The sequence below is a fragment of the Microcoleus sp. OTE_8_concoct_300 genome (genome assembly GCF_031383065.1).
Taxonomy (GTDB): Bacteria; Cyanobacteriota; Cyanobacteriia; order Cyanobacteriales; family Microcoleaceae; genus Microcoleus.
Window position 1 is genome coordinate 1 of the sequence record NZ_JANMZH010000772.1, and the last position, 14802, is coordinate 14802.

General features: G+C 43.8%; 9 protein-coding genes. 5 read left to right on the forward strand and 4 right to left on the reverse strand.

The genetic code is table 11. The features are described 5' to 3' along the window. Positions 1 to 342: 342 nt before the first annotated feature. From ACUVJL_RS34465 to ACUVJL_RS34475, 3 genes are all read left to right on the forward strand, one after another. Positions 343 to 543, forward strand: coding sequence for a type II toxin-antitoxin system HicB family antitoxin (locus ACUVJL_RS34465; protein ID WP_445249941.1), 201 nt, complete (start codon positions 343 to 345; stop codon positions 541 to 543). Between the two features lie 1049 nt (positions 544 to 1592). Next, positions 1593 to 3587: an SUMF1/EgtB/PvdO family nonheme iron enzyme gene (locus ACUVJL_RS34470; RefSeq protein ID WP_445249942.1), complete on the forward strand. Its 1995-nt coding sequence runs from the start codon at positions 1593 to 1595 to the stop codon at positions 3585 to 3587. 64 nt (positions 3588 to 3651) lie between these two features. Then, entirely contained in the window at positions 3652 to 4002 is a 351-nt protein-coding gene (locus ACUVJL_RS34475) for a hypothetical protein (RefSeq protein WP_172186522.1), read from the forward strand. Here ACUVJL_RS34475 and ACUVJL_RS34480 read toward each other — a convergent pair. From ACUVJL_RS34480 to ACUVJL_RS34490, 3 genes are all read right to left on the reverse strand, one after another. After that, complete coding sequence (locus ACUVJL_RS34480) at positions 3983 to 4993, reverse strand: hypothetical protein (protein WP_333159006.1); 1011 nt, start codon at positions 4991 to 4993, stop codon at positions 3983 to 3985. The two genes, ACUVJL_RS34475 and ACUVJL_RS34480, sit on opposite strands and share 20 nt — an antisense overlap. Positions 4994 to 5049: 56 nt before the next feature. After that, positions 5050 to 5619: a hypothetical protein gene (locus ACUVJL_RS34485; protein ID WP_445249943.1), complete on the reverse strand. Its 570-nt coding sequence runs from the start codon at positions 5617 to 5619 to the stop codon at positions 5050 to 5052. A 285-nt stretch (positions 5620 to 5904) separates the two neighbouring features. Next, on the reverse strand, positions 5905 to 7683 hold the full coding sequence (locus tag ACUVJL_RS34490) for a DMT family transporter (RefSeq protein ID WP_445249944.1): 1779 nt from the start codon (positions 7681 to 7683) through the stop codon (positions 5905 to 5907). Between the two features lie 655 nt (positions 7684 to 8338). On the opposite strand from ACUVJL_RS34490, the gene ACUVJL_RS34495 reads away from it, so the two are divergent. Together ACUVJL_RS34495 and ACUVJL_RS34500 are read left to right on the forward strand one after the other, a co-directional pair. Next, positions 8339 to 11674: a non-ribosomal peptide synthetase gene (locus ACUVJL_RS34495; RefSeq protein ID WP_445249945.1), complete on the forward strand. Its 3336-nt coding sequence runs from the start codon at positions 8339 to 8341 to the stop codon at positions 11672 to 11674. 698 nt (positions 11675 to 12372) lie between these two features. Then, positions 12373 to 13167 carry an SDR family NAD(P)-dependent oxidoreductase gene (locus tag ACUVJL_RS34500; RefSeq protein ID WP_445249946.1) on the forward strand — a complete coding sequence of 265 codons (795 nt, stop codon included), beginning with the start codon at positions 12373 to 12375 and terminating at the stop codon, positions 13165 to 13167. A 567-nt stretch (positions 13168 to 13734) separates the two neighbouring features. On the opposite strand, the gene ACUVJL_RS34505 is transcribed toward ACUVJL_RS34500, so the two are convergent. Beyond that, complete coding sequence (locus ACUVJL_RS34505) at positions 13735 to 14799, reverse strand: MAE_28990/MAE_18760 family HEPN-like nuclease (protein WP_445249947.1); 1065 nt, start codon at positions 14797 to 14799, stop codon at positions 13735 to 13737. Positions 14800 to 14802 lie beyond the last annotated feature (3 nt).

A 14802-nucleotide genomic window follows, 5' to 3' on the forward strand; every position in this document is an offset into this window, starting at 1 on the left:
TGGATGCTCATGGTCTTTTAATGCTTGTTGCAGAGTTTCCTTTGTTTCAGAACTGAGGAAGTTTTTAGTAGGCATTGACTTTCTCGGAAAATTATCATATTATACCATACAATATGCGTTTTAGATGCTGAACAGCTTAGCATAACAAGTAGCTGCACTGAAACGTCCCAATCTGGTTTGTTGAATCGCAGAGGTTGTCTGCGTGTGGCGATATTGATCGTTAGCTGGCGATCGCAATACTCAATATCCAATACTTCAAAATTACCTGCGGGCGATCGCTTCAAAAGCAAGTTTTGAAGCGATGCGCTAAAATCCTCTTTAGATAGCTATTAGAGATTAATCATGAAGATTAAGGCGATTATCTGGCAAGAGGATGGCCTAGGGTGCGGCTCAGTTCCAACACTTCCAGGTTGTCACACATGGGGAGAGAGTTATGAACAGTTGTTAGAGATGCTTGAAGATTCTGTTCAGGGTTGGCTTGAAGTCGCCAGTCAACAAAATGAACTTGGACCGGAGAAACAGTTAATTGAGTTATCTCTATAAAATCCGTTTCTGGCAAAGCACTCTGCAAAATCTTTTAGCGACAGGGTTGGGAGCTAAAAAAAATCGCTTTGTCTCCTTAGAAGACTCTTTTGCTCTCCCTTTCTAATTATTCAATCCACCGGGTTGTCTTCATCAAAAAAAATGAAAAGGTAAAAGCCTTTTTAAACCTATGAAATGGTTAATTCAATATCTTTACGAAATCAAATTAGATAAAGCTATTCTCTGGTGTTATCTCATTTGGTATGTTATAGTAGTTTGTTTTCATTTTGATCCTTCGGTTAAGATATGGATCAATTCAATTGGTATAAGTGCTGTAATCGGTACGGGTCTGATGCTAAGTGTTTCTTCTAGTAAGGGCGAAAAAGATCATTGGCAGGCATTCAGGTTATATCTCATGCCATTTTGTGTCTCAAGTTTCTCTGCCTTGATTAAAGAGCAGGGATTTATTGTATTCATATCACCAAATATCAAAGAAACAATAGTGTCAGTATCATGCTGTGTTCTGTTTTTATTAGTTATTTTAGGAGTAAAAGTATTCAAGAATAAAGTAATTTAGCAGGAGGCGGAAAGTTTGTAAAATGCAGCAGAAATATGAGATTTTAGGTTGAAATTACCCCGATCGCCTTTAAGGACTATCGAGCTTGTAGAATTCTTAGGTTCCCATGAAGCGATTGAATTGCTTATTGAAATCGCTTTCTTAGTTTCTAGCCTGATAGTTCTTTGACTACGATCGCTTTTTGGTTGGGCGATCGCCGAGTTGTACTATACAAGCCTCTATAAAGAAATTACGAATATCCCCAGACAAATATCGGCCGTAAGCGGGTTGCTAAAATCGAGCGCTCGCGCTAACAGTTTTTGCACTCAAATCGCTTTCTTTGGATTAATTGGCGTTTTAAATTCTGCCTTCTACTTTCTCCCTTGGGGCGACACAAGCGGCAGTAATGCCCTCCCTAGGGTCAACGGTCAATAACCAATTATTAATTGTTAGTATTACATGAGGGGGCAAAAAAGATATATCATAATCTTAACCGGATCATTTCTTCCCAGATATGTTCTACTGTTCTAATCCCAAGTGTTCTAATCCTTTCAATCCCGACAACTCTAAATTTTGTCAAAGTTGCGGCAAGCCCGACCTCACGCCTCTCTTCAGAAACCGCTACCGCGTGATTCGACTGTTGGGCGAAGGGGGATTTGGCAGAACTTATGAAGCGGTTGATACCGATCGCATGGACGATCCCTGCGTCATCAAGCAATTTATGCCCCAATTTCAAGGAACCTCAGCACTGGAAAAAGCCACAGAATTGTTTAAAGAAGAAGCGAAACGGCTTTACGAACTCGGCGAACATCCCCAAATTCCTCGATTAATTGCTTATTTTGAACAAGACAACCGACTTTATTTAGTACAAGAGTTGATAGAGGGGCAAAATTTACTGGCTGAATTAACTCAGCAGGGCGTTTTTAGCGAAGAAAAAATTTGGCAGTTGCTGGCAGATATTTTGCCGATTCTGAAATTTGTGCACGAACGCAATGTCATTCACCGAGACATCAAACTTGAGAATATCATCCGCCGCCGCACCGGAGTTAGTTCATCTCTGCCTAAGGGGGGAAATTTTCGCAGTACCGCTTTCCCAAGGGGAGGGCGAGGAGAGTTAGTTCTGATAGATTTCGGCATTTCCAAACAAGTGACAGGCTCGCTAATGAGCCAAGTAGGCACAACGGTAGGAACACCCGGATATTCGCCGATGGAACAAATGCGGGGTCAAGTTTTCCCCGGAAGCGATTTGTACAGTTTGGGGATAACTTGCCTGAGACTGCTAACTCAATGTTTGCCAAAAGCTGACGGTTCAGATGACCTTTACGACCCGATAAACGGCGGCTGGATGTGGAGAAAACGGTTGCCCGCCGGCACAAAAATTAGCACCGAGTTGGGAAATATTTTAGATAAATTAATTCAAGATTATCTTAAAAATAGATATCAATCTGCTGATGAAGTAATCAAAGCTTTAAATCTCTATTCTTTACCTCCCCAACCCCAGTTTGTCAATGGGGGACAACGAGATCTAAATTATTTGCGGGCAAAGGGAGGACAAGTTGCTATCACTCCCCCGCTCTCTATAAGCGGCAAAATCAACAGCAATGTCTCTATAAATCCGAGGGAAAAACCCAACACAAATCCGCCTCCTAACAAGACATCGCAGAGAATTTCTCTTGTCAAAAGCACTTTTGAATTTCAAGTATTGACTATAGACAAGACCGGGAAGCAAAGTAATTTTAAGAGTGGCAAAGCGGGTTTTTTTGAAGAACATCTCGGTAGCAGTACAGTCCTGGAAATGGTATCTGTTCCTGGCGGTACTTTCCTCATGGGTTCCCCAAACGATCGGGGTGACAGCGACGAAAAACCGCAGCACCCAGTAACTTTAGCATCTTTCTATATTGGCAAATCTCCCATCACTCAGGCACAGTGGACAGCAGTTGCAGCGCTGCCGGAAGTTAAAAGATTTCTCAATCCCGATGCGGCCCGTTTTAAAGGTGCAAATCGACCTGTAGAAAATGTATCTTGGTACGAGGCTGTGGAGTTTTGCGCTAGACTTTCTCGAAAAACTGGTAAGCGTTATCGCTTGCCTAGTGAGGCCCAATGGGAATATGCTTGCCGGGGGGGAACTCAGACGCAGTTTCACTTTGGGGAAACGATTACCAGCGAGTTAGCAAATTACAACGGAAATTCTAATTACGCTGAGGCGCCGAAAGGAGTTTATCGCTTTCAAACGACAGATGTTGGCAGTTTTAAACCCAATGCTTTCGGATTGTACGACTTCCACGGAAATGTTTGGGAATGGTGTGCGGATGCTTGGCACAATAATTATAACGGTGCGCCTGCTGATGGCAGCGTTTGGGAGTCTGACGGCGACTCTTCGCTGAGGTTGTTGCGGGGGGGTTCTTGGAACGATCATTCTCCGAATTGTGGCAGCGCGTGTCGCCTCCGATATCAGGCGAATTGCAAGGCTAGTATTGTGGGTTTTCGAGTAGCTGTTTGTTTTGAGTGATCAGAGTCCAAGGGCAATTATTTATCGCGTTCAAAAATCGCCCACCTTTGTAACTCTAGAAGAAATGACCCAAAATTTAGCACTATTAATTTCGCTAGCAATTGAAGTTCCAACTGTTCTGCTGTTAGCACAGCTTATGGAACCAAGACCTGACAAAAAGCTGCTCTTGCTGCTAATCTGCGCTGGCATTGCTACTCTTGTAACTCATCCCCTAGCTTGGATCGGCTCCCAAATGCTGATTCCCTATTTGAGATTTCCAGAACGAGCAGGATCGATCGAAATCATTGTGACGATCGCGGAAGGGGCTTTCTACGCGCTAGTAGGTAAAATAGGCTGGCGGCAAGGACTTTTTCTGTCAGCAATTGCTAATGCCACCTCTTTCTTCGGCGGCTTGGCTATCTACCAACTGCTTTAACTTCGATGAACCCTGTTTCCGCAGGACAAACTATAGCCAGCAACAAAATGGGAATTTCTAACCAAGCATGAATAGCAGCTACCAACGAGTAAACGCTGCGAGTACCTGTAAAAGATTGAGTAAAAGCCACAAATAAAAGTGTTCCCAAGATAGCAACTGTCCCGCGAAACAGCCAGCCCCTTTGCCAAGGAAAGAAAGTACGAGCTTTTGCCCAACTCGCAGCATCATCCCAGTGAGGCAGTACGCCGAGAACAACCGCATAGTGCATACACTGAAGGAACACGGCGGCAGAGAAAGCTCGGTCGCCCATAGCTTCCCCGTGCAGCTCTGGAGGTACAAATACGCCCAAGTGAGAGGAAAGTGACCCTGCTTTCAGCAGCGAAACTGAGGGAGATAGCAGATGAAGTTGAGCTAAGGCGGCGTGTGGCAAGCCGGAAAGAATTAGCAGCGGTATGGTAACAAAAACTAGCAAACAGCAGCATAAAGCGCGCTGTCGCCGTTCGCCTCGTAGTCTTTCGGCGATGAAACCAACTGGTGTTAGGTTGTGCAAGATACTAAAAACCAACAGCAACATAGCAGGCGCGATCGCAATGCCTGCCGTCACTCCCGCCACCACTGCTATGCCAAAAGCACCCCACAGCCAACTACGCAAGGCGAGTTTAGGAACGACTAATCCTGCTAGGCACGCAACGCAAGTTAATTCTAAAGGTGCGATCTGCAAGCTAGAAATCAAGCCCAGCATAAAGCAGGTGCGGAAGCTAACAATTAGCAGCAGGAGCCAAATCATCCCCAAACGTAAGTTGTTTCCCAGGCGAGAATTAAAACGACCATCAACATAGCGCAATTCGGTGATGACGTGAGCTAGTCCAAACATTGCCAGGGCGATCGTGTAAGTTGCTAGTGGCAAAGCAACTGATATCAGAGCGCAGGCTAGCACAAGCACAATTGCTGCTATTAGCACCAACTTATGTCTTGGCGGTAAGGTTTCCATCGTCTCCATGAGGTGCAAGGATTGCTATAGCAAGAACGGATAGCATGAGAGCGAAACTATTTAGGCAGCTTGCGCAATCTAAAAATTACTATAGCTGTTACGACGGGGCTGGAAAGCACTAAAAGCCCCAAAATAAACATTTGAGAATTACTGCTTTTCTTCCTTAATTCTAGATTGTTGTTACTGATAGAAACAATTTCCAATACATCCGTAATGTCCCCAACGAAGATGGCGGCGACATATCGCGAGTGCTCAATTTGTAGTTTTGATGGAATTAAACGTCGATCTTTTTCATCAAATTTTTTAAGTTGTTCGGCGAGAATTTCTCCAGGTTTAACCGCTGATTTTGGCAGGGCGTAAACTTGGCTATACATCCGATATCCGTGGTCACCAAAACACAGATTTGGCTTGAGGATTCTATGACTATCTGGGAGTGTCGAGGTAACAGAGCGGACGACAGCTATAAATAAATACTGAGGATATTTATTTAAGTTATCAATTTTAAAACAGGCATAAACTTTAGTATATCCTGGTGTCAGCACATCTGCACGCGCAGGCAAAGATAGTCCTAAAGATAAGACTAATGACAACAGTAAAAATGTCGATTTTATGGTTAATTTTTGCATGGGTTTTAGCTAGACTGAATAGATTAGGACTAAGGCAAAAAAACCGGTTTCTATGAAAAATCGTGGATACACCCTGTGTTGGATTGAGGAAGGAAACCCAACCTACAGTATCAACTAATACCAATTATGTATGAAGCTGCATAGAATGGGAAGCCTGAAATCTTTTCTGGTCAAGGATCTATTCTATGCAGCTTCACAGAAAATTGGTATTAGTTTTTCTTCTGTAGGTTGGGTTGGCAGCTCATGTACCTGAGAAAGGCTATACCGTTAAAGAAAAATATTACCTCAACTAGCCTTCTTCTGAGGAGCCATGATGCGTTCCACACTCATAGCACCGACGCTCAACGTCACCACAGCCATGCCGAGAATTGCCACAGCCTCCAACTTCTCATTGATAACTATAAACCCGAAGAGTGCGGTCAGCGCTGGCCCCAAAGTGCCAATTACTGACGCTAAGGCTGCCCCCGCGAACCGGATGGCAAAATTATTCAAAAGATAGCTAAACAGCGTCAGCACCCCTAAAACAACGCCTCCCAGAATCAAACCAGGCCAAACATTTTGGTCGATTTTAGGAGCAAAATTTTCCGACAGCGGCACCCACAAACTCAGAGAGGAAAATACAAAGATCGCGGCGAAATTAACTAAACTAAAAGGAATCGGGTGCAGCTTGCCCGCAGCCATTTGCGTCAGCAATACGTAACCTGCAAAGGTAATCCCAGAAGCCAGTGCAGCCGTGACTCCCACCCCGACATTGCCGCCGCCCGGAGCTGGGGTCGCAAAACTCGGCCACCCAGCTAAAATCAGACCTGCGGTAATCCCGACTATGGCCAAAAAGCCGACTCTGCTAGGGCGAGAGCCAAACAAGATCCAAGAACCTAGTACGGTGACGATCGGATAAATAAAGAAAATCGTAATCGCAATCCCCGCCGGAATATTGCCGATCGCTAAATAAATCAAAACCTGAGACAAAAACAGAAAAAATGCGCTTCCTAAAACCTTGCTCCACAAAGCTCGATCGCCCGACTGGAACAACCGCCTAATATCTTTCCACACAGAAGGATACAGAAATGTCGCCAATATCGGCATCAAAGCCATCACCACAATCAGCCGCATCAACAAAATCAACAAAGAATTTCCAAAACCCGGAGTCACCACCCCCGGAAATTCAAACAAGCCAAAAACCACCCGAGGAGTTTTGCTTTTAATCAGAATTCTCAAACAAACATTAAACAGCGACAATACCACCGCCGAAGACAAAGCCAGCACCAAACCTGTCTGTACTTTAGAAGATGCTGTAGCGGGTGCGGTCGAGAGCACTGAAGAGGGCTGCGGCACTGGTTCCCGCGGCCTTTCCCTAGGTGTTGGTGGCAGAACTTGCGGGCGGACAGAATTAACAGAATTAGTTGATTCCTCGGGATAAGAATCTTGAGCATCGAAAGGATTCTCAAGATATTCTTCTTCTGATTCGAGTTCTTCCCTGATGCGGTTTACGAGATTTTGTAACAGTTCTTCCCCTTGCCGCTCTAAAGTTTGCATATTGTTGAGCCGCATGGAAAGCTCGCTTTCATAGCTGCTCAAATCTTGTTCCAGCATCTGAAAACTGCGATCGATCCTTTCATCCAGCGCCGCCAGCAACTCCGAGGCTCGTTCGTCGTAGTTGGTCCGCGGCATCGGTATCGGGAACTCGCCACTGGGAATAGGGCTGCTGAGAGAATGTCCAGAGTTAGCGCTGAGTTCGTTGAACCGTTGCACCAACAAATCCTGCAAATTGTGAGCCAAAACTTGAGCCAACTGCTTCAGCCACAATTGCTGCTGTTGAATGTATCGCCCAGACAGAGCTTCCATTTGCTGAGACTGCAATTTGCGATATTGCTCTCTCAGGCCTTCAATATCCTCAATCAGGTGATTTTTTTCAGTTTGCAGCCGTGTAATGTCTTGATTTAACTGGCCTTTGACATTTTGATGCAAAGCGTCCAGTTCTTGCATTACTGAGTGGAGGACTTCTTCTGCTGATTGTGCTTCCTCTGGCTCGTCCTTTGACGAGTATACGTTCCGCTGCGCCATTAGCCTATAACCTCTAATTTAAACTGCACGTTCAGTGTTCTTAAGTATTTTGGCAAATCAGCTCGCAAGTTATAGTGAGTTGATCTAAAAGATTGCGGACACTGTTTAATCAATAGTAGTCGCTCAGTTGGAGATGTGAAAATTTGGCGATCGCCCCAAGAACACTTTGTGCAATTAGAAATCATACTACAGGTTGACCTCTCCACGGATTGCTCCTGCTAATTCTCCCATCTAACTCACCCGATTGCACCCGAATCACAAACTTAATGACCGAAAGCATCCAGGATACAAGCCCCCGGATTCATCCCTGGAGAAATAAAAAACCTGTATCCGATAAACTTGCCCCCCGAATTTATCCGTGGGGTCAAGGCTTCAATCTAAAATCTAAAATCTAAAATCTCAAATCGATTGACCCCTTCTGCGACTAAATTTGATTGGGGGGTGGCACTCCTAGCCCCTCAACGGATAACTTGATCCTGCAGGCAGAAACCCCCTTTCTTTTGCCTGCGTCTCTCCCGCACTCGCGCACCCAGATTTATGATTTTAAAAGTTCCGATCTTTTGCTCGCGAAAGTTTTAAAAGGCGATCGCACCCTCAAAAAGCAACCCCGCGCCATCAAAAAATTAACACATCCCATCCCCCAAGAGCAACAGATATGGCATCCGAAATTTATGACAATTCCTTTACAAACGATCTACAAAAACTGAATATTTCCTCAGAAGCCGAAGTGTTTGTCTTTCCGGCATCATTTGCCCAGCAGCGCTTGTGGTTTCTCGACCAATTCGCACCGGAAAACCCTTTCTATAATGTAGTAACAGCACTGCGCTTAACTGGTTCCCTCAACTTAACAGCCTTAGAGCAAACCTTCAACGAAATAGTGCAGCGCCACGAAACTTTGCGAACCACTTTTGCCGCGGTATCAGGCCAACCAGTGCAGATAATCTCTCCCGCTTTCAAGACTCATTTAAAACTCTTAGACCTGCAACATTTGCCCCCAGAACTACGGGAAACAGAAGCAAAGGAACTCACCGCAGCCGAATCTCTTCGCCCTTTCAATTTATCCACGGGGCCGCTGATGCGAGTAACCATCCTGCGGCTGACAGAAACCGAGCATATTCTATTGCTAAATATGCACCACATAGCCTTCGATGATTGGTCTATCGGGGTACTAATTCGAGAACTGGAGGCGATCTATACAGCTTTGATAAATCAACAGCCATCTCCCCTACCAGAATTATCACTTCAATATGCCGACTTTGCCGAGTGGCAGCGCGAATGGCTGCAATGTGAAGTATTAGAAACTCAGCTAGCTTATTGGCGGCAGCAATTGCACGGGATTTCGGCGTTAAACTTGCCCACTGATCGCCCTGCACCAGCTAGGCACAATTATCGGGGAAAAACTCAATATTTAGAACTCCCGAAAAAGCTGAAAAACGCACTCTTAGCGCTCTCGCAGCGAGAAGGAGCGACTTTATTTATGACAGTGCTCGCAGCATTTCAAACTTTGCTTTACCGCTACTCGCAACAAGAAGATATTGTTGTAGGGTCGCCGATCGCCAATCGCAACCAGAGCGAAATAGAAGCATTAATCGGTTTTTTTGTCAATACTTTAGTGCTGCGAACAGACTGCTCGGGAAACCCGACATTTCGAGATTTTTTGGGCCGGGTGCGGGAAGTAACCCTAGGAGCTTACGCTCACCAAGATTTGCCTTTTGAGAAGCTCGTCGAGGAATTGCACCCAGAGCGATCGTTGAATCGCCACCCGCTGTTTCAGGTGGTATTTGGCCTGCAAAATGCGCCGCTGGACGAGCTAGAATTGCCAGAATTAAAGTTGAGTTATTTTCATTTGGAGACTCAAACAACGCGCTTTGATTTAGAGCTGCATTTGTGGGAAGCTTCCGATAATTTTAGGAGCAGATACGGCGAACATTGGGAAGATTCGGAAGGGCTCAGAGGCGTAGCTGTGTACAATACGGATTTATTTGATGAAGTTACGATCGCCCGAATGCTGAGGCATTTTAAAACGCTGGTGGAAAGCATTGTGGCTAATCCAGAACAAAGAATCGCTAACTTACCTTTATTGAGCGAGGATGAAGTGAATCAATTATTCAGAGAATGGAACGATACTCGCACAGATTATCCTCAAAATAAGTGCATTCATCAGTTATTTGAAGAGGGGGTTCAGCAGCATCTGGAGGATGTCGCCCTAACTTTCGAGGGCCAGCACCTCACTTACAGAGAACTCAACAGTCGCAGCAACCAACTGGCGCGCTACCTACAAAAACTGGGCGTGGGGGCGGAGGTTTTAGTGGGGCTTTGTGCAGAACGATCGATCGACCTAATTGTCGGGATGTTGGCTATACTGAAAGCGGGAGGAGCCTACCTACCGTTAGATCCGAGCTACCCGCGCGATCGGCTAAACTTGATGCTGGAAGATGCTCAAGTTAAAGTCTTGCTAATTCAGGATAAATTGATTGAGAATTTTCGAGACTTCTCAAACTCGGTGATTTACTTCGATCGCGACTGGGAACACATAGCCAAAGAAAGCGCCGAAAATCCCGCCAACACCGTAACAGCAGACAACCTAGCTTACGTTATTTACACATCTGGCTCAACCGGAAAACCGAAGGGAGTTGCTGTCACCCACAAAGCAGTAAATCGGCTGGTACTCAACACCAACTATATAAAAATAGAACCTACCGATAAAATTGCCCAAGCATCAAACGCTTCATTCGATGCAGCCACATTCGAGATTTGGGGAGCCTTGCTTAACGGCGCTAAACTCGTGGGGATTAGCACAAATATTACCCTTTCGCCTCACGATTTAGCCTTAGAACTGCGCCAACAAGGCATCACCGTTTTGTTTTTAACAACAGCCTTATTTCAACAAATTGCTAGAGTTTTACCGCAAGCTTTTGATTCGCTGCGCTGCTTGCTGTTTGGCGGAGAAGCGGTCGATATGAGATGGGTTAAAAAACTTCTCAAACAAAAGCCAACTACTAAATTAATTCACGTTTACGGGCCGACAGAAAATACCACATTTTCGGCTTATTATTGCGTGCAAGACGTACCCGAAACCGCAACATCTATCCCCATCGGCCGCCCGATCGCCAACACGCAAATTTATCTCCTGGATGCGGATTTGCAGCCGGTGGCGATCGGTGTTATAGGTCAATTGTATGTCGGCGGTGACGGATTGGCGAAAGGCTACCTCAACCAGCCTGATTTAACTGCTGCTGCATTCATTCCTAATCCTTTTAGCAATAACTCAGGTTGTAGCCTTTATAAAACAGGTGATTTAGGTCGCTATTTAGCTGACGGCAACATCGAGTTTTTAGGTCGCATTGATGACCAAGTAAAAATTCGAGGCTACCGCATCGAGTTGGGAGAAATTGAAGCGGCTTTGTGCCAGCATCCACAAGTGCGCGAAGCAGTAGTAATTGTGAGGGAAGACATCCCCGACGATAAACAGTTGGTAGCTTATGTTATTCCTGACGGCATTAAGGAAAAATCCGAAATTCCCTATCTCAAGTCAAGTGAGTTGCGCCAATTTTTGAAAGAAAAGTTACCAGGGTATATGGTTCCTGCAACTTATGCAGTGTTGGAGAATATGCCACTGACGCCTAATGGCAAAGTAGACCGCCGCGCCTTGCCTGATATAGATACAGACAGCGAGGATATAACAGAAAATTATGTAGCGCCTCGGACTGAACTCGAAAATGCGATCGGGAAAATTTGGGCTAAGGTTTTGGGAAAACAGCAGGTTAGTATCTACGATAATTTCTTTGAACTAGGCGGGCATTCCCTGCTAGCAACTCAGTTGATTTCTCGCATCCGAGACGCTTTGCAAGTCGAGTTATCGGTCAGCAATTTGTTTGAGGCTCCGACTGTGGCGAGTCTGGCAAAATACATTGAGACAATGCGCTGGGCTGCGAAAGGTTTGGATACTCCCATAACTGACGAAAATGAGCGAGAAGATGTGGAATTTTAAGGGCTTACATAATTGCGGGATGATTTTGATTGTTTTGTGGAATGACCGTCCAAAAGTGGGGAGCATCTCACTTTTGCAGGCAAGCTAGAAATTGGAGTTTTGAGGCAGGAGGCAGGAGGAAAGAGGAAGAAGGAAGGAGCCAGAAAAAGTGTTTTTACAAATATGAGATGCTCCCAAAAAGTGTGTGTCTAAGTGCAATCAAATTGGTGGCAGGAAACCAGAGGAATAGAACTCCAACAGATGTAATCTTTGGCATCTAAATGTTGAGCTAATTTGGGGACTGAATCCTCGCTGGAAAATTGAAAAATCAAGAAACTGTGGTAGTAGGAATTGACCAGGCTGTGGGCGCATTTATCGGTCTGTTTGAGGGAAAAAATATTGGCAAGATGGTGGTGAAATTGGATTAGGTGGCGATCGATTAGTGTCAACTTAAGGTACAACCAATAGTCCGGCAAGGGTTAAAACCCCTGCCTCAAAGCGAAAGTCCTCTCAAAGAGGACTGAAGAGAAGAATTTTCAACTAATTAGTCCTCTTTGAGAGGACTTTCGCTATTAGACAGGGAATTAATTCCCTGTCGGTGCCGGGTGGGCGAGAGGATTTGGCGGACTCACAGCTTAAGTTGACACTAATGGGTGGCGACCAATTGAGTGAGCAGTGGTCGTAGAGAATTGTTTGACGTTATTTGGTTTAACTAAAGTATGGATCTCAAACTATCAGGAAAGGTGGCATTGGTCAGCGGTTCAACGGGTGGCATTGGACTGGCAATCGTTACCGCACTTGCTGAAGAAGGAGCGACGGTCATTGTCAATGGCAGAACGCAAGAGCGCGTAAACAATGCGATCGATCGCATTCAGCAAACAGTCCCTAATGCCAAACTTCAGGGAATTGCTGCCGATTTGGGAACGCAAGCAGGCGTTGAATTGTTACTTCAAAAAGTGCCATTCGTCAACATTTTGGTGAATAACTTAGGAATTTATGCCTCCAAAGCTTTTGAAGATATCTCCGATGAAGCGTGGATGAATATTCTGGAAGTGAATGTGATGAGCGGTGTTCGCCTCTCGCGCCATTATTTGCCGCTGATGCTGAAGCAAGATTGGGGACGAATTATTTTCATCTCTAGTGAATCTGGCTTGAATATTCCCGCCGAAATGATTCACTATGGCGTGACTAAAACTGCACAATTGGCATTGAGTCGCGGTTTGGCCGAAACAACTGCGGGCAGCCATGTGACTGTCAATACGGTATTGCCCGGCCCAACCCGTTCCGAAGGTGTGGAAGACTTCATCCAGGGATTATCTAAGGATCAAAATATTTCGATTGAACAAGTTGAGAAAGAGTTTTTTACCAAGATGCGTCCATCTTCGCTAATTCAGCGATTTGCTTCAACGTCAGAAGTTGCTGCGTTAGTTGCATTTGTTGCCAGTCCTTTAGCTTCTGCGATTAATGGTGCAGCCCTGCGAGTTGAGGGTGGAGTGGTGCGATCGATTGTGTAGCGAAGTTTTTACCTTGATGTGCTTGGAAAATCTCTCACTCCCTACATTTCCGAACAGAATGCTTTCGTTCAAACAAAAATAAGGAGCGTTACATTTCATTAACTCACCCTAAAGCGATCGCTATTCCTGTGAGTCGTGATTTTTAGGCGATCGCACTTAACCTACAAGATCAGCGATCGCGCCCTTTACTCACCGAATACCAGACCGAACCACACTACAGCGTCATGCAGATATGATTGAACGTGGTGGCCAGGAAGGAATTGCGGAGGAGTTGGACTACAAAAATGTGAAAGAGCGGTATCTGGCTGCGGTGAAAGCGATCGGTCAAGCTTAATCAATATGCGATCCCACTTAACCGACAAGAGCAGCGATCGCATTAATGAACATCCCAAAAATCAGATAATTACACATTCATCATGTTTAAAAGTAAAAAGGCGCGTTGAGTAACGCACCCTACAGCGATGGCGATCGCACTGTGCCTGAGACAACGCGATCGCCAATTAGCCTAAGGTAATATGATGATCGCCATTATTCCTGTAGGATCAATCTCAACTAAGAGCGATCGCACTATTTTTTGATTATGTAAAATGTTTGGTTAGGCTTTATTTTAGGCTCAACGCTAATACTAATATTTGTTTTTTCTATAATTGCCAGTTCTGGATATGATTGATTATCTAATTGAATGGTCAAAATAGGCTTTTTATAAAATCTTCCTTCTTTAGTTTCAATAATTAGCATATCTTTAACTTTTATCGTATATTTTTCAATCTCAAATGCCAATATTTCATTCTTGAAAATTTTAATTACCTTTTCTATTTTTTGAAAAGTATGTATTGATTCTTGTTTGATAAATTGTTCAAATAATGCTTGAAAAATAGCTTGACAATATTTTTCTAAAAATTGAATATAAGGTTCTAATTCAGATATGCTTTTGATAGTCTCTACGTTTTCTGAACCGTGAGCAATTTGGTTTCGTCTTTCAACTAAATCATTGATTTTATTGTACAAAATATCTTTTCCTATTGTGGAAATTCTTTCTGGTGTTAAACCTATCTCATTATTAAGTTCTTCATTCTTCAGTAATTCATTGTTCAAATCTAAGTTTAAATCTTTGAATAGATCTACAATTTTATTATGTTTTAAATTACCTGATAAAAGAACAAATGCGTCTGTGTTAATTTGATACTCGCTAGGATTAACGATACATTCATTTAGCTTCTTTAATACCTCCTCTTTTGTAATATGCTGATATTTAGCACTTTCCCTAGTTGTAATAGTATTTATCAATTTTAAAGACAGTTCAAAATGATTAATTCTAATCTTTTCATCCACTTGATTATATTCAGGTACTACTTTAGAGAGGGAATCAAGATATTCTTTAATCCAGATTTCTACATATTTTTCTAGCAGTCCATAAAGTGAAATAATAGAAGCTTTATATTCAAATATTCGTTTATCTGTTCTAAAACCCCTATCATGCTCTTTTAGTCTATTAAGTAATTCCTTGATTTGTCCATTATCAGTGTCTATAATGGCATAAGCTGTTAAATCATTTACATATTGAATGTGTTTTAAATATTCTTTAATTTGATTTAATTCTCTTTTGAAGTTTTCCAATGATTGTATATTCATAAT